At 46.6% G+C, this 19,508-nt stretch carries 22 protein-coding genes; 8 read left to right on the top strand and 14 right to left on the bottom strand.

Annotated features, from left to right (window positions below; translation table 11 throughout):
* Positions 1 to 16: 16 nt before the first annotated feature.
* The 9 genes from tatC to ACIGBN_RS12140 form a co-directional block, all read right to left on the bottom strand.
* Positions 17 to 775 carry a twin-arginine translocase subunit TatC gene (gene tatC / locus ACIGBN_RS12180; RefSeq protein WP_133002561.1) on the bottom strand — a complete coding sequence of 253 codons (759 nt, stop codon included), beginning with the start codon at positions 773 to 775 and terminating at the stop codon, positions 17 to 19.
* A 21-nt stretch (positions 776 to 796) separates the two neighbouring features.
* A complete protein-coding gene (gene tatB / locus ACIGBN_RS12175) occupies positions 797 to 1,237 on the bottom strand; it encodes a Sec-independent protein translocase protein TatB (protein ID WP_133002562.1) in 441 nt (146 codons plus the stop codon).
* 3 nt (positions 1,238 to 1,240) lie between these two features.
* Entirely contained in the window at positions 1,241 to 1,462 is a 222-nt protein-coding gene (gene tatA, locus ACIGBN_RS12170; RefSeq protein ID WP_133002563.1) for a Sec-independent protein translocase subunit TatA, read from the bottom strand.
* A 12-nt stretch (positions 1,463 to 1,474) separates the two neighbouring features.
* Positions 1,475 to 1,807 carry a phosphoribosyl-ATP diphosphatase gene (locus ACIGBN_RS12165; RefSeq protein ID WP_133002564.1) on the bottom strand — a complete coding sequence of 111 codons (333 nt, stop codon included), beginning with the start codon at positions 1,805 to 1,807 and terminating at the stop codon, positions 1,475 to 1,477.
* Positions 1,808 to 1,823: 16 nt separating this feature from the next.
* Complete coding sequence (gene ubiB / locus ACIGBN_RS12160; protein ID WP_133002565.1) at positions 1,824 to 3,467, bottom strand: ubiquinone biosynthesis regulatory protein kinase UbiB; 1,644 nt, start codon at positions 3,465 to 3,467, stop codon at positions 1,824 to 1,826.
* Between the two features lies 1 nt (position 3,468).
* Positions 3,469 to 4,224, bottom strand: coding sequence for a bifunctional demethylmenaquinone methyltransferase/2-methoxy-6-polyprenyl-1,4-benzoquinol methylase UbiE (gene ubiE, locus ACIGBN_RS12155; RefSeq protein WP_396665723.1), 756 nt, complete (start codon positions 4,222 to 4,224; stop codon positions 3,469 to 3,471).
* Between the two features lie 162 nt (positions 4,225 to 4,386).
* A complete protein-coding gene (locus ACIGBN_RS12150; RefSeq protein WP_133002567.1) occupies positions 4,387 to 5,931 on the bottom strand; it encodes a GGDEF domain-containing protein in 1,545 nt (514 codons plus the stop codon).
* A gap of 20 nt (positions 5,932 to 5,951) precedes the next feature.
* Entirely contained in the window at positions 5,952 to 6,575 is a 624-nt protein-coding gene (locus tag ACIGBN_RS12145; protein WP_133002568.1) for a thiol:disulfide interchange protein DsbA/DsbL, read from the bottom strand.
* 185 nt (positions 6,576 to 6,760) lie between these two features.
* Positions 6,761 to 7,363, bottom strand: coding sequence for a cytochrome c (locus ACIGBN_RS12140; protein ID WP_133002569.1), 603 nt, complete (start codon positions 7,361 to 7,363; stop codon positions 6,761 to 6,763).
* A gap of 196 nt (positions 7,364 to 7,559) precedes the next feature.
* Between ACIGBN_RS12140 and yihA the strand changes: the two genes are divergently transcribed.
* Entirely contained in the window at positions 7,560 to 8,204 is a 645-nt protein-coding gene (gene yihA, locus ACIGBN_RS12135; protein ID WP_133002771.1) for a ribosome biogenesis GTP-binding protein YihA/YsxC, read from the top strand.
* A gap of 117 nt (positions 8,205 to 8,321) precedes the next feature.
* On the opposite strand, the gene gshA is transcribed toward yihA, so the two are convergent.
* Positions 8,322 to 9,911, bottom strand: a complete 1,590-nt coding sequence (gene gshA, locus ACIGBN_RS12130; protein ID WP_133002570.1) for a glutamate--cysteine ligase — start codon at positions 9,909 to 9,911, stop codon at positions 8,322 to 8,324.
* A 198-nt stretch (positions 9,912 to 10,109) separates the two neighbouring features.
* Here gshA and ACIGBN_RS12125 point away from each other — a divergent pair, with 198 nt between their 5' ends.
* On the top strand, positions 10,110 to 10,595 hold the full coding sequence (locus ACIGBN_RS12125; RefSeq protein ID WP_396665719.1) for a hypothetical protein: 486 nt from the start codon (positions 10,110 to 10,112) through the stop codon (positions 10,593 to 10,595).
* 111 nt (positions 10,596 to 10,706) lie between these two features.
* On the opposite strand, the gene hisF is transcribed toward ACIGBN_RS12125, so the two are convergent.
* Genes hisF through hisB form a run of 3 tightly spaced genes read right to left on the bottom strand, consistent with a single transcriptional unit; the run spans position 10,707 to position 12,773 of the window.
* Positions 10,707 to 11,480, bottom strand: a complete 774-nt coding sequence (gene hisF, locus ACIGBN_RS12120) for an imidazole glycerol phosphate synthase subunit HisF (protein ID WP_133002572.1) — start codon at positions 11,478 to 11,480, stop codon at positions 10,707 to 10,709.
* Between the two features lie 9 nt (positions 11,481 to 11,489).
* Positions 11,490 to 12,170, bottom strand: coding sequence for an imidazole glycerol phosphate synthase subunit HisH (hisH, locus tag ACIGBN_RS12115; protein ID WP_396665717.1), 681 nt, complete (start codon positions 12,168 to 12,170; stop codon positions 11,490 to 11,492).
* 9 nt (positions 12,171 to 12,179) lie between these two features.
* Entirely contained in the window at positions 12,180 to 12,773 is a 594-nt protein-coding gene (hisB, locus tag ACIGBN_RS12110) for an imidazoleglycerol-phosphate dehydratase HisB (protein WP_111637746.1), read from the bottom strand.
* A 240-nt stretch (positions 12,774 to 13,013) separates the two neighbouring features.
* On the opposite strand from hisB, the gene ACIGBN_RS12105 reads away from it, so the two are divergent.
* From ACIGBN_RS12105 to ACIGBN_RS12095, 3 genes are all read left to right on the top strand, one after another.
* On the top strand, positions 13,014 to 15,248 hold the full coding sequence (locus tag ACIGBN_RS12105) for an AsmA family protein (RefSeq protein WP_396665714.1): 2,235 nt from the start codon (positions 13,014 to 13,016) through the stop codon (positions 15,246 to 15,248).
* A 53-nt stretch (positions 15,249 to 15,301) separates the two neighbouring features.
* On the top strand, positions 15,302 to 16,363 hold the full coding sequence (mutY, locus tag ACIGBN_RS12100; protein WP_396665712.1) for an A/G-specific adenine glycosylase: 1,062 nt from the start codon (positions 15,302 to 15,304) through the stop codon (positions 16,361 to 16,363).
* 114 nt (positions 16,364 to 16,477) lie between these two features.
* The gene (locus ACIGBN_RS12095; protein ID WP_133002576.1) at positions 16,478 to 16,762 is read left to right on the top strand and encodes an oxidative damage protection protein; all 285 of its coding nucleotides are present in this window, start codon (positions 16,478 to 16,480) and stop codon (positions 16,760 to 16,762) included.
* Positions 16,763 to 16,849: 87 nt separating this feature from the next.
* On the opposite strand, the gene ACIGBN_RS12090 is transcribed toward ACIGBN_RS12095, so the two are convergent.
* Positions 16,850 to 17,221 carry a flagellar basal body-associated FliL family protein gene (locus ACIGBN_RS12090; protein ID WP_396665710.1) on the bottom strand — a complete coding sequence of 124 codons (372 nt, stop codon included), beginning with the start codon at positions 17,219 to 17,221 and terminating at the stop codon, positions 16,850 to 16,852.
* A 188-nt stretch (positions 17,222 to 17,409) separates the two neighbouring features.
* On the opposite strand from ACIGBN_RS12090, the gene ACIGBN_RS12085 reads away from it, so the two are divergent.
* The 3 genes from ACIGBN_RS12085 to ACIGBN_RS12075 all read left to right on the top strand — a co-directional run bounded on the left by ACIGBN_RS12085 (position 17,410) and on the right by ACIGBN_RS12075 (position 19,499).
* Positions 17,410 to 17,913, top strand: a complete 504-nt coding sequence (locus ACIGBN_RS12085) for a disulfide bond formation protein B (RefSeq protein ID WP_133002578.1) — start codon at positions 17,410 to 17,412, stop codon at positions 17,911 to 17,913.
* Between the two features lie 157 nt (positions 17,914 to 18,070).
* The gene (gene rsd / locus ACIGBN_RS12080; protein WP_133002579.1) at positions 18,071 to 18,541 is read left to right on the top strand and encodes a sigma D regulator; all 471 of its coding nucleotides are present in this window, start codon (positions 18,071 to 18,073) and stop codon (positions 18,539 to 18,541) included.
* Positions 18,513 to 19,499: a WD40 repeat domain-containing protein gene (locus ACIGBN_RS12075; RefSeq protein ID WP_396665707.1), complete on the top strand. Its 987-nt coding sequence runs from the start codon at positions 18,513 to 18,515 to the stop codon at positions 19,497 to 19,499. The genes rsd and ACIGBN_RS12075 overlap by 29 nt, the downstream gene beginning before the upstream one ends.
* Positions 19,500 to 19,508 lie beyond the last annotated feature (9 nt).

The raw sequence follows: 19,508 nt of genomic DNA, 5'->3' as shown, positions 1-19,508 counted from the left end.
CTCTTCTCAGTCGGTATTAACTTGCCTCTGAGACCTCTTCAGCGTCCTCTTCTTCTCTTTTTACCGTTCTCCCTGCCAGCAGACCCAACTCAAAAAGCATCCACATAGGGATGGCGAGCAGCGTCTGTGAGAAAATATCAGGAGGCGTAATTAACATGCCCACGACAAAGCAACCGAGAAACACATAAGGGCGTTTTTTAGAAAGTGTTGCCACAGTCGTCACGCCAGCTTTGACCAATAAATAGGTGGCCACTGGAATTTCAAAAGTCACACCGAAGGCGAAAAATAGCTTAAGAACAAAGTTTAGGTAGTTGTTGATGTCCGTCATGACGGTAACGTCACCTGGTCCTACTGTGGTGAAAAAGCCAAAAATCAGTGGCAGCACAACATAGTAAGCAAACAGTACGCCGCCATAAAATAACACTATGCTGGAAATGAGCAGCGGGATGGCAATTTGCTTTTCGTTTTTATACAAAGCAGGGGCAATAAAAGACCAAGCTTGATACAGGGTATAAGGAATCGACAGCAATACGGAGATGGCAAAGGTCAACTTCAACGGCGCTAAAAAGGGTGAGGCGACTTCGGTTGCTATCAAGGAGCTGCCTTTGGGCAGTAGCAATCTTAAAGGCTCAGAGACGATCATATACAGGTCGTTAGCGTAAAAATAGAGACCAATAAAAATCACTAAAACCACGACCACAGATTTTAATAATCGATTTCTGAGTTCTATTAAATGGGCAACAAGTGGCGCTTGGGAAGAAGAATCAGTACTCATAGTTAACAATCTGCCAGTAAATTAAGAACGAGATGTTTCAGTAGTATTGGTGTCTGACTTGGTGGTTTTTTCAGTGCTGTCTCCGGTAGGAGTCACAGGCTGGATGGCGGCGTCGTTTTTGTCGCTAACCTCTAAAACCGTTTCATTGGGTGTGACTAGATCGGCTTCTTGAATGGGTTCGTCTGGCTTGTCGACCGGCGCAGATTCTGGCAAAGGCGTGATTCTATTTTGAATGTCGTTGCCTTCTTTCATGATGCGCTGATTCGTTTGAGCGATGTTTTGTTGCAGTTCTTCTTGGTCCAGCTGGGCGTTAATTTCGCGCTGTACTGAGCTAATGGAGCGCCGAATTTTACGAATCCAGAGACCCGCCGTTTTGGCTGCGGTAGGAAGGCGTTCTGGGCCAAGAATAATCAAGGCCACCACGAAAACAACTAATAGTTCTGAGAAGCCAATATCGAACACAGGTTAAGCGCTCTTGTCGTCTTTTTTAGTTTCTGAATCAATGACTTTGTTTTGTGCTGTCTTTGATTCGCCTTCGGCGTCATCTTCTTTGTTAACGGCTTCTTTAAAACCTTTAACCGCACCACCTAAATCACCGCCGAGGTTTTTGAGTTTTTTGGTGCCAAAGATAAGAATTAAAATGGCCAACACAATAAGTAATTGCCAAATACTGATACCACCTAACATGTTTACATACTCCTATTTGGTGCGATTCGCTTTCTCTTCTAAACCAGATAAGTCGAAACGGCGTGCTAATTCATTTAAAACGTCATCCGGACCTAAATCAAGGTGGGATAGCATGACCAATGTATGAAACCATAAATCCGCCGTTTCGCTAATTACCTCAGATTTGTCTTGAGAGATCAGGGCGTCTTTTGCTGCGATAATGGTTTCGGTGCTTTCTTCGCCTACTTTTTCGAGTATTTTATTTAACCCTTTAGCGTGCAAGCTGGCAACATAAGAGGAATCTGCCGCCGCTGTTTTACGTTCTTCTAAAGTGGCAGCAAGTTCAGCTAATACATCAATTTTCATTATAATCTCACGAATGTTACGGTTTTAATATCAATAAGTATAAACCAATCAAAAAGAGCGAAATGCTCAAAATGTCGGCACTTTGAAGGTGTTTTAACGAATCTGGACTGATTGTTAGCCAAGCAGCGCCAAGACTGACAAGGCCTAAAAGCCTGAACGGCAGGCCACGGCGAGTCTTTTTCACCTCTTTGCTTAGTTCAAGAATGGCCGCGGTTTGTGTTTGCATGCGCTCTTCTTGGTGGGATATTTGCGTTAGTGCCGAGAAAATCAAATTAGGAATTTTAGGCATTTGTCCTGCCCATTCCGGTGCTTGTTTTCGCACCTCTTCTAGTAAGCGTTTTGGCCCCATTTGTTGGTGCATCCAGCGTTCTAGGAAAGGTTTTGCTGTGACCCATAAATCCAAGTCTGGGTACAATTGACGCCCCAACCCTTCGATATTAAGCAGTGTTTTTTCAAGCAGTACCAGTTGCGGTTGTACTTCCATATTAAAGCGGCGCGCGGTTTGGAATAAGCCTATGAGTACCTGACCGAAAGAAATGTCTTTGAGTGGTTTGGCAAACATGGGTTCGCAAACGCTGCGAATGGCGGATTCAAAAGCATGAACTGGGGTTTCTTTTGGTACCCAGCCGCTTTCTACGTGCAACTCGGCAACAAGGCGATAATCGCGTTGGAAAAATGCCAACAAATTACGCGCCAAATAGTTTTTGTCTGCGTCATCTAGGCTGCCCATGATGGCGCAATCAATCGCAATGTACTTGGGTTTTTGTGGGTTTGATACATCCACAAAAATATTTCCTGGGTGCATGTCTGCGTGAAAGAAACTGTGCGAGAAAACCTGGGTGAAGAAGATCTCTACACCGCGTTCTGCAAGGCACTTCATGTCTGTGCCAGCGGCGTTTAACGCCTTAATGTCAGCGACAGGAATGCCTGAAATGCGTTCCATCACCATGACATTTTTTTGGCAGTAGTCCCAATACACTTGCGGTACGTAAAGCAATTCAGAATCGGTAAAGTTACGTTGCAATAGCCCAGTATTAGCGGCTTCTTTGGCAAGGTCTAGCTCGTCTAAAATGGTGTATTCGTAATCGGTCACCACTTCGACGGGTCTTAAGCGGCGACCGTCTGAGCTGCTTTTGGCAACAAAGTGAGCCAAGGTATACAGCAAGCCAATGTCTTGGCGGATGGTTTTCTCGATGTTGGGGCGAATAACCTTTACCACCACCTCTTCCCCTGAATGCAGGGTCGCGGTATGGACTTGGGCAATGGAGGCTGACGCCAATGGCGTGGCAGAAAACTCGGCAAAGAGTTCGCTAACCGGGGCTTTAAGATCGCGTTCGATAATCGCTTGCGCAGTGCTACCGGAGAAGGCAGGTACCTTGTCTTGCAGCTTGGCCAGCTCATCGGCTATGTCATCGTCAAGGAGGTCGCGGCGAGTCGATAGAATCTGTCCGAACTTAACGAAGATGGGGCCGAGGGATTCAAGGGCTAAGCGAAGGCGTTCGCCTCGATTCTTGATCACTCTTTGTCTGCCTATTTGACACAGCATACCGACGGTGTAACGCAAGTACCAAGGCAGCTTATCAAAGGGAATGAGTGCATCAAGGCGGAAGCGTAGCACGGTAAAAATGATACGCGTTAAACGAAAGACGCTTCTTAACATATTAGAATTTAAATCCTTTATGTAGGGCTACAATGCTGCCAGTCATGTTTTGGTAGCTGGTGCGTTCAAAACCAACGTCATCCATCATGCCTTTTAGGGTTTCTTGATCAGGGTGCATGCGGATCGATTCAGCCAAGTAGCGATAGCTTTCTGCATCATTGGCAATCACCTTGCCCATGAAAGGCAAAAGACGGAATGAATAATGATCGTAGATCTGGGACAGGGCCTCAGATTCTGGTTTGGAGAATTCCAACACTAATAAGCGGCCACCCGGTTTAAGCACTCGGTACATGGATGCCAAGGCTTTGGATTTGTCTGTGACGTTACGTAGTCCAAAAGCAATGGTGATGCAGTCGAAGGTGTCATCGGGGAAAGGCAGCGCTTCGGCATTGGCTTGCACGAATTTCACATTGCCAACAACGCCGTGATTGGCCAGCTTATCGCGACCCACTTTTAACATGGAGTCATTGATATCAGCGAGAATGACTTGTCCTTCGCTGCCGACTAAACGAGAAAATTTCAATGTTAAATCACCGGTGCCACCAGCAATATCAAGGACTTTGTTGCCTGCTCGGACACCCGATTGACTGATGGTGTGGCGCTTCCACAGACGATGTACACCACCTGACATTAGGTCATTCATAATGTCGTATTTTGCGGCTACCGAGTGAAACACATTGGCAACGGCCTGTACTTTTTCATCAGTAGGGATTTCTTTAAAGCCAAAGTGGGTGGTTTTGTTCTGATCGTCTTGCATAAATTACTTCATCCTAAGGGCGCCAAGACGCGCCAAATTCTATAACTGCGGTGCGTACACATTAGTAAAGCATTGTAACTGCCATCAGTGGGCTAGGGAAGGTATGAATAAGCCTTCTTAGCCTCAACCCGAAAGGCTTCTTTAAAATCCGTTCGCTTCTGTTTAGTGCTCGCGCTCTGGTGTTGCGTTATCCACCATTACCTTATTGCGACCAGCTTCTTTGGCGCAATAGAGTTGTTTGTCAGCCCGCGAGAAAAAGGCTTCGTATTCTTCATCTATTAACTCAGCCAAACCAATGGAGATAGTAATGGATACGGGTTCTCCATTGACATTAAACGGGGCTTTTTCTACTTCTTTACGAATCGCTTCGGCGCGCTGATGGGCGTCTTCTAGCGTCGTATTTGGAAACACAATAACAAATTCTTCGCCGCCATAACGGTACAATAAATCTGGCTTATTCAGGGCGTTGCGAATTTGTCTGGGCACTAGGCGCAGTACTTTGTCACCGGCTAAGTGGCCCCAGGTGTCGTTGACCTGTTTAAAAAAGTCGATGTCGCAGATCGCCAAGCTCAGTGGCTTTGCGTTTTTCTGCGAGCTGGCACACAAGGGCAAAATGGCGTCTTGATAGGCCGCGCGATTGGGTAAGTCGGTTAGGGCGTCGGTCATGGCTTGCGCTAGCTTTTCTTGTAGGCTAGTCCGCAAAGAAGAGGTGTCTTTTTCCATTCGAGTGACCTTGCTTTTCAACAAGGAAATCGATTGATTGGACATTTTCTCTTGGCTGATCATTTGTTTGCGATATCGCGACATGGTGGTGGAAATGCTTGCCATGCGCTCATTAATCAGCAGTTTTAGGGTGTCTAGATCGTCGGCCTGTTGCACCGCGCTGGCGGCTTCTTGTACTTGTTGTTGCATGGTCGCATTGAAGCCTTCTCGACTCTCGGAGAGGTTCTTTTGGCTGCGGTAGCTTTTTACAATGGAGTCATTAATGCTGGCCAGTTGCTTGTTTAGCTCATTTAGATAGCTGGTTAACCCTTCTTGAGTGTTGCCAATGGCCACCATGATGAGGGCAATAACATCATCCAGTAACTTAGGGAAACTGTGAAACGTGTGGTTGTTCGCTAACGCCTTTTTAAGCTCAGAAATTTGGTTGTCGTAATGGCTCGGCAAGGCAAGGTTATTAAGCAATCCAGACAATGTGTGACTGACTTGTTGCAATGCTTCTTGGCTATTCAATTTATTCTGCGGAGAGGAGGAGCGTCTGAAAATGCGAGAGATCAGGGTGCGTTTTTCATTGTCTACTGGCGTGGAGTAAGACAGGGTGCTCTCAACGAGAGCAAGGTATTCTTTGAGCAGTTGAGGCCAATGGGGCAAAGACTGCCAATGGGAGCGAATGGAGGTCTCAAAGGCCTTTTTTTCACTCTGGGGGACGTTTTGTCCGTGTTGATCCAATACATCAATCAGATCGTGCAGAGTATGCCTAAAGTGCTTGGCTCGGGTTAATCTTGCCTCGTCTACTTTGAGTAGAAGAGGCTCCACATTGTCCAAAATCGTTTGAATAGCCGCAGCGTCTGCTCCTTTGCTAATCTGTACACGAATTTGGCGAATGGCGGAGTCTAACTCAGGATCATTTCCTTCGGCTAGTAGACTCGTCCTTGAGACTGCTTTACGTAAAGCGTTGACTAGCTTGTCTTGAGATATATCCGTCATGGAGCCTCACATTTTAAGGTTTACTTGTTTTGTTCTTCTTTCTTGATCAGGTAATTAACCACATTATAGATATTTTCACTGCCGCCAGCAGTAGAAGCATCGACTAAATATTTACCGTTAACCACTAATGTTGGTGTGCCACGAACGCCATACGCACGGATTTTAGCGTCCGCTTGGCTAAGGCGACTTTCTACCGCAAATGAATTGTATTGCTTGCGGAATACGTCTTCGCTTACACCGTGTTTCGCGAAGAATGCCGCTAATGAATCTTCTGTATTTAGACGTTCACGTTTTACATTGATTGCGTTGTAGATATCTTCATGAACCTTGTCTTCAATGCCCAATAGATCGGCGACATAAAAGGCTTTTGCGTGAGCCAACCAGTTACGGCCAAAGACCGCGGGTAAGTATTTGAAATCGACGTCATTGGAAATGGTTTTTTTCCAAGCTTGAGTGGATGGCTCAAGGTGGAAACAATGTGGGCAGCCAAACCAAAAGACTTCAACCACTTCTACTTTGCTTGGGTCTGCGGTACGAACAGGGGTCGGGATTGTGGTGTAGCCGTTTCCATCGCTGTAATCTTTTGCGTAGGATGTCAGAGGGATAAGTAAAGTAAGGATTAACGCTGAAAATAGCTTTTTCATTGATGGCTCCTGATGATCAATGTTTATCGAGACTCGCAATTATATTGCCAGATTTTCGACTTTATTCGATGTTTTGTCTGTTATAAAGTTCTTCCATTTGACCAAGTTTACGTAAAACTTACAAGGTTCTCTAAGTGCTTGACGTATTGATTGATTTATTCATCCATGAGAGGCAGATGAATCCTTTAATGAAGCCCTTGTAGGTAATCTGAGACGGCATCAATCTCTTCTGCGCTGAGTTTACGCGCAATGGTTTGCATCATGCTGGCGGCGTCATTGTTGCGCTTGCCGCTTTTAAAGTCATTAAGTTGGGTTTTAGTATACGCCTTAAATTGGCCGCTTAACGCTGGGAAAGCCGCCGAATTTAAGCCTTTTCCTGCAGGGCCGTGACAAGAGGCGCAAGCCGGCACCGCGGTATCTGGGTTGCCGAAACGATATAACGCCTCGCCTTGCTCCAGCGTATCAGCCGATGCCTGGCCGATGCGGGTGCGTTGGTTGGCAAAGTAAGCGGCAATGTCTGATAAGTCTTGCGCTGAATACTTATCTAATAGCGTTGCCATTTGCGGGACAGGGCGTTTACCGGATTGAATATCGTCTAGCTGCTTTAAAAGATAGCGGTGTGGTTGACCGGCGAGTTTGGGAAACACACTGATTTGGCCATTGCCGTCTGCACCATGGCAGGCGACACAGCTTGAAGTGAGCGCTTTACCATGAGCAATGGCGTCGTTTGTCTGGCCGTGGCAAGCCGCACTGAGTAAAAACAAAAAACCAAGACACAGGTGTCGCATGGCAGACCTTAGCGTGTTGAGAGAAGAGGATAGAATGAATAGCGATTTTCTTGAAAATGACGTTTTAGCCCATTAAATGGAATTTAACGCAGATTTACCGGTGAAAACATGGCAAAAAAAGCGATTCACAGGCATTATATACAACCGATGAATAAACGTGAACGCTAATCCTGATTCCACAGACGAATACCAACTTATGACTCCTTTTGACGCTATATTCCGATCCGCCCACTTTATTAAAAGTGCCGAAAAGCTTTCACAATGTCCACTTGATCAAGGTCTTGAGGTTGCTTTTGCTGGTCGATCTAATGCAGGTAAATCCACTGCATTAAATACACTGACCAACCAAAAGAAACTGGCTCGTACATCGAAGACGCCTGGCCGTACTCAACTGATCAACTGTTTTGGTTTGAGTGTGAGTGATCGACGTCTAATCGATTTACCAGGTTACGGTTTCGCGAAAGTGCCCATTGCCATGAAAAAAGTATGGCAAGCCCACATGCAAGATTACTTGATGAATCGTCGCTCGTTAGCGGGGGTTGTCTTGGTAATGGACATTCGCCATCCTCTTAAAGAGTTTGATGAAATGATGTTGGAATGGGCAAAATCTAACGGCATGAAAGTACACGTTTTGCTCACGAAATCAGACAAGTTGAAACGTGGACCTGCGAAAACGGCCATGTTTACCGTGCAAAAAGCCATTAAAGAACAAGGCGTAGACGGCACAGTACAAACTTTCTCTGCATTGAACAACGATGGTCTTGATGAGTTGCGAACTCAACTGGCCTCTTGGTTAGTGTTTGATAATTTGGACGAGATTCCGATTTCTCCACACGCTTAATCAGGCACGATTAACCTGATATATCGCGTATAAAAAAGCCTCTATTTGCAGAAATAGAGGCTTTTTTCGTTGTGCATCCAAGCTCAGAGAATGACCGCCTTTATCAGGCGGTATCCGTTATGACGCTTGATAGGCCGCTAAGAAAGTATCGAAGTCGACATCATCATTGGCTTCGATTTGTTGCTGTTCAGAAATCGAGGTGGCAGCCAAGGTGGCAAAGGTGTCCACAATGTCGCCAGACAGTGGCGCAGCCAGCCATGCTTTTTGCTGCTCGGTGGCCAATGACAGCATCGCGTTTTGAAAGCCTTGTGCTTCTTGGCAACGGGCTAAGAGCTGCGCCGAAGGCAAGAGGGTGTTATCCGCGAGTTTGTTTTCTTGCTCAATAATGGCCTCTAAATACGCCTGATTCCCCGTTTGAGCGACCAAGAACTGGGCCACTTCTTTTAGCTTGGTTAGCAGGTCTGAGGCTTTGTCTTGTAGTCGAACTGGGCCGTGGCCGAAATCGAACTTAGCGTCCAACTCTCTGCCATGAGAAGCAATTTCTTGTTGAGCGACACGCAGTTGATGGCATTCATCGCTGTCTAACAGGGCATCATCGCTGAGCATGCAATACAGTAGAAAGACATCAATAAAATACAGAGTCGAGGCTTTCATACCAATCGAAGACGCTGGGTCAATGTCCATAATGCGCACTTCAATGTACTCCACACCGCGGTCTTGCAGTGCCGTACTTGGGTGCTCGCCAGGTTGGGTCACGCGTTTTGGGCGGATGTCGCTGTAATATTCGTTTTCAATTTGCAGCAAGTTGCTGTTTAGCTGGCGGTATTGACCTTCGACCTTGACGCCAATTTCTTGGTAGCGAGGGTAAGGGGTTTTCAGCGCCGTTTTTATGGTACGGATGTAGGTATCGACTTCGTTGTAACAGACAAACAAGTTGGCTTGTGCTTTGTTTTGATAGCCTAAATCGCTCATGCGCAAAGAGGTGGCTTTATGGCCGACCCAAGTGCGCTTTGCTAATTCAGACAAGCTGTCTGGTTTTTTCTCTAAGAAGCTTTCATCGATGGCTGGAGAAGCGCCAAATAATAACGACAACATCCAAGAGTTGCGACGAAAGTTGCGGATAAGAGCGAAGTAGCTGTCAGACTGAAAGGCTTGTCGTTGTGCGTCAGTAAGGGCGGTTTTTCCTTTATACGCGGCCAGGAACTGCCAAAAAGAAGCGTCAAAAGAAAAGTTATAATGCATACCGGCGATGCACTGCATGATGCGGCCATAGCGGTTGGATAAGCCTTCGCGATAGACGCGTTTGAGTTTGCCGGTATTTGATTCGCCAAAGTAAGCAATGGGCACATCGTCGTTGTTTTCTAAATAACAAGGCATACTCGCTGGCCACAAACATTCGTTTTGCTTCGCCAGTTCATGGTTGACCACATGGTGAATGCTGGTCAGTTCGTCAATCACACCTTCAACACTAGGATGTACCTTAGTGATGAATTCCATTAAAGATTCAGAATAATCTGTGGTAATGGAAGTGTGTGTTAAAGCCGCGCCCAACGCTTTTGGGTGAGGGTTATGGGAAATGCGACCTTGCGATCGGTCCACACGAAGTGCTTCCCGTTCTACTCCGCGATGAAACGTTAGTGCTGCTGAAGAATCGGTCTGTTGGCAGTGATTCGCCAGCGCATGTAAAGCATCAGTTAAGGTAGTCAAGAAGCCATCCTTCTATAAAAATAAGGCAAAGATAAATATCACTGATTGTACTCGGCTGGCCTTATTGGCAGCAAGCTGACATTTTCATCTGACGAAAGATTGCAAGATCGATCCTTAGTCCATTGTAGTTATTCTCTTGTCTGATCGGTAAAATGACAACTCATTCATAGTATAAGACTGAAAAATGTTGAGAGCTGCATGAACACAGTTAGATTAAAGCAGATCGGTTTTTGGTCGTCATTGGCTGTTATTATCATTGTTGCGTTAACCTGGGGAGTGGATCAGATCCTACCTCAGCAGCGGTCATCTGATATTGGTCAGTGCGATCAAACAGAGCATGAGTGTATTGTTTCATTACCTGGCGAACAGATGCCAGCGACCCTGTCTTTTGACGAAGGCATTCATGTAGACACCTCGATTCCTGTGTCTCTTTCTTTGCCGCAAGACTTGGCCAACAAAACCAACTCAATTCGTTTGACCTTGAGCTGTAAAGAAACCTATATGGGTGTGAGCTCAATACGCTTAACGCAAAAGCCTGGGCCGAATGTTTGGCAGGGCAATATTCGTTTGCCAAGAGCGGACAAAGAAAAAGTGACCTGGCAAGTGAAGGCAACATTGATCGAAGGCAGTGGCAACGAAAAAGACATTTGGTTTGAATTCGATGTGGATTCTGCAAAGCCATAAGGCACAGAGATACACCACTGGCTTGCTAGACAGCACTCAAATTTGAACTATAAAAAAGGCGACCTTCAGTGTGAAGGTCGCCTTTTTAATGGGAGCCGTATAAAGCGTGCGTTACAAACGCATCTCTATGCCAGCGTCGCTCATGCGTTCTTTGGCTTGTTGGATACTGTATTCGCCAAAGTGGAAAATACTCGCGGCCAACACAGCGTCGGCTTTGCCTTCGATGACGCCATCAACAAGGTGATCTAGGTTACCCACACCACCAGACGCAATAACCGGCACGTGAACCGCTTCGCTGATGGCACGGGTTACGCCCAAATCAAAGCCGTTTTTCGTGCCGTCGCGGTCCATACTGGTTAAGAGGATTTCCCCAGCGCCGTATTCGACCATTTTTTTCGCCCATTCAACCGCGTCTAAGCCTGTTGGCTTGCGACCACCGTGGGTAAAAATTTCCCACTTGTCCGCTTCGCCTTCTTGGCTGACTTTCTTCGCATCAATGGCGACCACAATACATTGTGAGCCAAAGCGTTCTGCGGCTTCACGTACAAACTCAGGGTTAAATACCGCTGCGGTATTAATGCCCACCTTGTCTGCGCCTGCGTTTAGCATACGACGAATGTCTTCACAGGTACGAATGCCGCCGCCAACGGTCAGCGGAATAAACACCTGGCTCGCAATGGCTTCGACCATATGGACTGTGGTTGCTCGATCGTCGGAGCTGGCGGTAATGTCCAAAAAGGTGATTTCGTCAGCGCCTTGCTCGTTGTAGCGTTTCGCCACTTCAACTGGGTCGCCAGCATCGCGAATGTCGACGAACTGAACGCCCTTTACCACTCGGCCATTGTCCACATCAAGACAAGGAATAATACGTTTTGCTAATCCCATAACAGGCTCCTAATCTTTGTTGGCCAAGGATGGTTTGCCATCCCAGTGAATAAAGTTTTTGTACAGTTGAAGGCCGTCTTCGTGGCTTTTTTCCGGGTGGAATTGCACCGCAAAGACATTGTTGCGGGACAAGGCGACGCAAAACTCTAAGCCGTAATCACAGGTGCCAGCCACTTCGTTTTTGTTTTCTGGCACAACATAAAAGCTGTGTACAAAATAAAAACGCGCGTTGTCTGGAATGCCTTCCCACAAGGGGTGATTAATGGTCTGTTTTACTTGGTTCCAGCCCATGTGCGGCACTTTTAGTTTGCTGCCGTCATGATCTGTGTGTTGCTCACCAAAGAAAAGGGCGTTGCCTTTGAAATGATCTAAACAATCCATGCCGCCGTTTTCTTCGCTGTGGGACATCAAAGACTGAATGCCAACACAAATCGCCAAAAAGGGCTTTTCAGCCATGGCTTTGCGAATACTAGGTACTAAACCTGTGTTGTACATCTCGCCGATGCAATCTCGAATCGCGCCAACGCCAGGTAATAGCACGCGATCGGCTGCATCGATAACCGCCGGATCACTGGTGACGACCACTTGGGTGTTTTCATCAGCGACGAATTCTAATGCTTTGGCCACCGAGTGCAGGTTGCCCATGCCATAATCAATGACAGCAACAACCGATTTTTTAACTTCGTTCATGCGAAAATCCTACAAACAGCCTTTTGTCGATGGCATTTGACCTGCCATACGTTCGTCCACTTCTAGCGCCATGCGCAAGGCTCGACCAAATGCTTTAAAAATGGTTTCTGCTTGGTGGTGGGTGTTCTTACCACGAAGATTGTCCAAATGCAGTGTGACTTTGGCGTGGTTGATAAAGCCGTGGAAGAACTCGGAGAACAAATCCACGTCAAAACCGCCCACAGAACCGCGAGTGAAAGGCACGTGCATCTCTAAGCCTGGACGACCAGAGAAATCGATAACCACGCGTGACAATGCTTCGTCTAATGGTACGTAGGCATGGCCGTAACGTTTGATGCCTTTTTTGTCGCCCACGGCAATATCAAAGGCTTGGCCTAGGGTGATGCCTAAATCTTCAACCGTGTGATGAGCGTCAATATGAAGGTCACCAACCGCATGGATATCTAAGTCGATCAAGCCATGGCGTGCGACTTGCTCAAGCATATGGTCGAGAAAAGGGACGCCGGTGAAGCAATTGAATTTACCTGTACCATCTAGGTTGATCGATACCTTGATTTGAGTTTCAAGCGTATTTCGCTCGACACTAGCAATGCGGTCGGACATTGATTGGGTTCTCCACGTTGAGTCGTGACGCACTGGCATCACGGTTTAGGCCGTCAATTCAGAAAGCCGTTATAGATTGTCATTGAAAATCACAGTTGCCGTCATTATAGAACGAGGGGTCTCTGGCTTCTATGCTTTACGCATCGTTTTTGATGAGTTGTTGCTATTGGATCGATAAACCAAGGGATCGAGTGCTATTATGTTACTAATTCAGCAAACTAAGTCTAAGGATTCAAGTCTATGAAATGGCTAAAAAGGCTCGGTGTGGCAATGGGTGTTCTGTTGGTGTTGCTAATGGCAATACTGGCTTACGTCATGTTTTTTGTTAATTCTGATTCATTCAAAACAGAATTACAGGAAGTGGCCCTCGAAAAAGCAGACATACATCTTCGCATTGATGGTGATATTCAGTGGTCTTTCTTCCCTTGGCTTGGCCTAGAGTTAGACGATATTGGCGTCGCTATAGGGAAAGACCCAGAAATTCTGCAATTTGATCGTGCCGAGTTCGGTCTCGCCATCTTGCCTTTGTTAAAACATACGATTCAAGTCGATCGTGTGCGTTTGGTTAACCTAAAAGCCAGCTTAAATGTCGATAAATCTGGACGTGGCAACTGGCAACGTTTCCCAGAAGCTGACGCGACGAGTACGCCTGACGCAGCCCCGGCGGCAAGCAACAATGCATCGGCGTCCAGCAGTTATCAGGCCGCCTCATCAGGGGGCGATGCATCCAGCATTCCTAATATCCAGCTAGACAGCTTGGAAATCGATAATGCGCAAGTGACTTACATCGATGAAAAAACACAGCAAAAAATCGATGCGACCTTTAATGTCAATTTAAGCAATGTGCAGTGGGATAAAGCGTGGCCAATGGTGATGGACGCCGTGGTCAAGCAAAGCGACCTAGCGGGAAAAAACACCCTGACGGTATCCAGCAAGTTGACCGGTGACCTGACGGTGTTCCCAAACCGAGAAGTTTTCTCGTTAGCGAATGCGTCCTTGTCGACAGAGTTACAAGGCGATGCCTTGCCGGCTAGCCCATTAAAAGCCACCTTGGCGATCAAACAATTGGATATGGACGTGCCCCAAGAGAACCTCTTTATGGATGGTGTCTCGGTGGATGCGTTGGGAGTGAGCGCAAGCGCCAAAGTTCAGCTGTATCAAGTGTTGAGTAACCCGCAATACACAGCGTCTCTTTCTATCGGTGAATTCAACCCACGCAAAGTGCTGCAGCAACTGAACATTACTCTGCCTGACATGGCCGACGATAGCGCACTGACCAAAGCCAGTGGTGATGTGAAAATAGAAGGCAGTCGTAATGAACTGGTGGTTCAGCCTATGACTCTTGCTTTAGACGATACCAATCTGCAAGTTCATGTTGTGACTGAACTGTCTCCATTGCGCTGGGATGTGAACGTCAAAGGCAACAACCTGAATTTGGACCGCTATTTACCACCCGAAGCGACGGACTCAGAAAGTAAGCAAGGTGAGAAACAGGCCACGAAGGACACCACGGCCAGCAAAGCAGGAAGCACAACCAGTGGTGCGAATGAAGAACTGGTGCCGTTGGATCTTGTGCGTTCCTTATACGGTCATGTTGGTTTGGCATTTACCAATCTAACCGTGAAAAAACTGCAGCTCGATAATGTTGACCTTGATGCCACTATGGCCAATGGCATGGTTCATGTGTCCCCTGCCGCGGTGAGCCTGTATCAAGGCAGTGCAACGTTAAAAGCGACCTATGATGCGCGCACGAACACGCCCAAATTGTCGGTATCGTCGCGCGTCAAAGGCATTGAAATTCAGCCTCTTCTAAAAGACTTTATGGACCTTGATAAGTTGTCAGGCACCACCTCGTTAACGGGAGAATTAAGCAGCAAAGGCAATCAAGTGGATACCTTGATGGCGAATCTAAACGGAGACTTCTTAGCCGAGATTAACAATGGCGCCTTAGTGGGTGTGAATTTGACTAAGAGTGTTTGTCAGGGGGTTGCTGCGGTACGAAAAGAGTCATTGAAGAGCAGTGATTTCAGTGCCAATACGCCGTTTGAAACCATGGATTTTCCGATTCATATCGTCAACGGTAAGGTGTCGACTCCTGGCTTAACCATGACGTCTGTTGGCTTATCCGTCACCGGTGATGGGATTGTTTCTTTGCCAAATAAATCGCTCGATTATCAAGTAAATGTCGCTGTGGCTGGCAGTGAGCTAGACCATGCTTGTCGAGTGAATGAGAAACTGACGAAACTGGCTTTTCCTGTCGTTTGTAAGGGGCAGTTCAGTGATGACCCTGCAAGCTTGTGTCGTCCAGACATAAAAGGGTTTGGGAATATTTTTGCGGAGCTGGCGAAGGCGGAATTAAAAGACAAACTTGATGCCGAAAAAGCACGATTGAAAGAGAAAAAAGACGCTAAAATCGACGAAGCAAAAGAAAAATTGCAAGAAAAGCTAAAAGATAAATTGAAGAACTTATTCTAACCGCGACGCTGGTCTTTTAAGCTTAGAACGCAAGATAATAGTGTGAGAAATGAATGCAAGCAGTAGAAAACTTCGCACCACGCGTACTCGCGTGGTTCGATGAGTTTGGGCGTAAAAACCTACCGTGGCAGCAAGAGAAAACACCGTATCGGGTCTGGATCTCAGAGATCATGTTACAGCAGACCCAGGTGACGACTGTGATCCCGTATTACCATAAATTTATGGCCTCCTTTCCAACGGTTGAAGCACTGGCGGCCGCCGAGCAGGACGAAGTGCTCGCCCATTGGAGTGGGTTAGGCTATTACGCCCGCGCTCGTAATATGCACAAAGCGGCCAAAATGTTGGTCGATGAGCTGGATAGCGAGTTTCCACAAAGTGTCGAAGGCGTCTGTGAGCTTCCCGGTATTGGTCGCTCAACGGCATCGGCTATCTTGTCTATTTCTCGTGGGGTTCAAGCGGCCATTTTGGATGGCAATGTAAAGCGAGTGCTGGCGCGTTTCCATGCGGTGCCTACTTGGCCTGGCGAGAAGAAAACGGAAAATGCGATGTGGGCGTTGGCTGAACAGTATATGCCAGCGCAGCGCTGCGGCGATTACACTCAAGCTATGATGGATCTTGGGGCGACGTTATGCACACGCTCTAAGCCTCAATGCCTTATTTGCCCACTCGAAAAAGATTGTTTAGGGCGCCGCACAGAAGACCCAACTCAATACCCCATCCGTAAACCTAAGAAAGCAGCGAAGCCAGAAAGAAGTATACAGTTGTTGGTTTTAGTAAACGAAGACAACCAAGTGTTTATGGAAAAACGTCCTCAATCTGGTATCTGGGGAGGGCTCTGGAGTTTGCCTGAGCTGGCGAGCGAAGAAAGTGTGGTCTTGCATGTGGAGCAGCGTTTTCAAACCCATATTCACAACATCGCCCCTTTAAGCGCATTTCGTCATACCTTTAGCCATTACCATTTGGATATAGAACCGAGTCAGGTACGTATTGGTTCTATTGATGCGGTTTTTGAAGCAGGGAAATATCAGTGGTTTTCGTTGCACGAAGCGTTTGATCTAGGCTTACCCGCACCAGTGCGGACTATTTTAACAGGCCTAGAGAATACATCCTGTTGATCAAATAGGGCGGTTTGGCTATCGCTTCAAGGCATAACTTCTGGGTTATGCCTTGATTTCTGATGCTTAAGCGCCATTATTGAAACTATCCTTTTTTTATGGCGAGTTATCCTTATGTCGAATACTGTTTTTTGCAAAAAGTTCCAAAAAGACATGGAGGCGTTAGATCGCGCACCATTACCTGGCGCCAAAGGGCAAGAGATTTTACAAACGGTTTCTAAGCAAGCATGGCAAGAGTGGCAGTTGCTGCAAACCATGATGATTAATGAAAAGCAGTTGAATCTGATGTTGCCTGAATCGCGTAAGTACGTGATGGAGCAGATGGAGAAATTCTTAAACAATGAGCCGACCGACAAGGTGACAGGCTACGTTAGCCCAGATGATATTGTCGAGCTGTAAACTGCAGCGTGTATGACAGCGAATAAAAAGCCGATTCGGAGAAATCTGAATCGGCTTTTTTACGGCTGAAAGAGCGAGAAAGAAGGTTTATTGGGTTAAAAAACTGGCAAACAGTACGCTTTTCACCGGTTCTTGGTTGGTTTCGGCTTTCATCGCAGCATTAACGGCGACCGCGGCTTCTTCGCGGGTTTTTTCTCTTGCTTGGGCGCCAGAGACTTGCTCGTCTGTGCGCGAGCTTAAAAACATCACTAAAGCATCGCGTATTAGTGGCATATTGTCTTGAATAATGGCTTCATGGGAGACATCTGTTTGCAACGTTATGCTGCTCTTAATGTATTTTAGTCGGTTACTGGCGGTTGTGTAATTGACAATAAAGTCTGGGGTAAGCTCTACGTAAGCAGGTTGAGCGGTGTTTTCCTCGTCGGCGGCCAGAGCAAAGGTGCTGAGCAGAGAGGTCATAATTAAGCTCAGTGCGAAAAATTGTTTTAAAGGCGTTATCAGTGACATTATCTGGTCTCGTACTCGTTTTGATTGTCAGTATACTAACTGGCATTAACGCATTGCGACAGTAGCAAGACGAACTTTTCCACATTGTCATTGTCCATGCTTTTTTTCAAATTCAATATACTGGAATGTCTGGGATTTATATGTTTTCTATTTTTTCAGCACGTCGTTTTCATGGTGTTATTGGGGTGGCGGCTTTTGCTTTGCTAGGCGCAGCGTTTTACATGGAATATCAAATGGACTTGGAACCGTGCCCGTTATGCATGCTCCAGCGTATTGCTTTCTTATGTATTGGTGTTTTTTCATTGGTTTCTGCGGCGGTATCGAGCGAACGAGTGCGAAAGTGGCTCGCTGGGACCGTTGTCGTATTGTCTGTGTTGGGTGCGGCGCTGGCCATTCGCCATTTGTATCTGCAAAATTTACCCATTGATGAACTGCCGGCGTGCTTGCCCGGATTAAGTTACATGGTCGATGCTTTTCCTTGGCAAGATATTGCCAAAGCAATGATCATGGGAACCGGAGATTGTGGCGAGGTGGTATGGACCTTCTTAGGTTTGAGCATTCCTGGTTGGACATTAATCGCGTTTATTGGCATGGCGATTGTGAATCTATTTATCGTCTTTCGCCGCATTAATAAGGGCGAATAACAGGGCTTCGAAACGTTACAAATCCTTTAATTGAGTTGCTTGCAGGGGGTAAACGTTCGGAATATGCTTGAGACAAAGCTTTATTAGGGCATTATGTTACTGACCATTAGCGAGAAGTGTATTGAAAACTCGTTATCGCAAGAATGGAGCCATTATTATGTTAGAGCGATGTAAGACAGCACAAGAACGATGGGGTGGAGTTCATGAGATCATTGACCGTTGGCTAGCACAGCGTCGTCAACTAATTGAAGCGGGTATGCAGCTGCGTGAGCGTGGCGAGTACACACCAACAGACACCCCTAAAATCCAAGCCTTTTGTGAGCTGCTTGTGGATTATGTATCGGTGGGGCATTTTAATGTATACGAACAACTTGCACTGGAAGCAAAAGACTTTCGTGATGATCATGCTTTAACGCTGCTAAAAGAGTTGTTACCTGAAATTGATGGTACTACTCAGCTGGCGCTTGAGTTCAATGATAAATACGACACGAAAGAGCATTGTAATGGACAATTAGAAGCGCTTTTATTTTCGTTGCAGGCGTTAAGTGTCATTATGGCAGAACGTTTTGAATACGAAGATAGACTGATCAAGGAACTCCATGAAGCTCATAGCGAACAAAGCACTTAAGCTAGGTGCTGTTATCGGCACGGCCGCAATGCTGCTGTCGTGTTCTGCTAAATCGCCGGAACGAACCGCTGAGTATGCGGTTCAAGGCCTTTACTCTGCTGCACTTAGTAATGATGGCAGCGCGGCCCTCGTTGGCTCTATACAGCATGGGGGTAGTTATTGGACCACGGCGTTAAACGACCGTCGTTTCAATTGGAATCATGCGAAAGGCGAATACACCTCTTTAATTAGTGTCGATATTGATCCGACCAATGCGTTCGCCGCGACCGGATCAGCTCGCACCCTAGTGTTATGGAATACCAGCAGCGGCCAGTCGGCTGGTTTCTGGAATACCCCAGGTGACATCAAATCTCTAAAGCTAACCAATAATGGTGATTACGCCTTGTTAGGGTTAGATGATCAAACTGCACGTTATTTTGATGTGAAAAATGGCGGCATTAAACAAACCTTTCGAACCGGCGCGATTGTGCGATCTGTGGACGTTTCCCCTGATGGACGATTGGGGCTAACCGGAGACGATAATCGCCAAGTCATCCTATGGGATACCCAGACGGGTGAGAAAAAATTCAGTTGGTTGTTGAGCAATCGTATCTCGACAGTGGCTTTATCAGCAGATGGAAAATACGCATTTGGCGCCGCACAACTGGGTAATGCCAAAGTCTGGTCGACGCTTACCGGCAGAGAAGTCGCCTTAATAGACACAGGCAGTCTAGATAAGCGCCAAAACACCATTAGCCAAGCGGTCTTTTCAGCGGATGATAGAAAACTGTTACTCGGTGGCATTAACCGTCGTGTATCCTTACGAGACATCAGCAGTGGCGAAGTGCTGCAAGAATGGGACTTGTATCTTAAAGAGGCGTTACGCCCAACAGGGTCAAGTGTGTTGGCGTTATCCTATGGTAAAGACGGACGTTATTACGCGATTGGCAGTAATGGCTACCTTAATGTATTGGAATAACGATTTTTT

It is taken from the genome of Marinomonas sp. NPDC078689 (assembly GCF_044542435.1).
Classification (GTDB): domain Bacteria; phylum Pseudomonadota; class Gammaproteobacteria; order Pseudomonadales; family Marinomonadaceae; genus Marinomonas; species Marinomonas arenicola.
The sequence above is the reverse complement of the archived record's forward strand: the minus strand, read 5'-3'. Positions and strand labels throughout refer to the sequence as shown.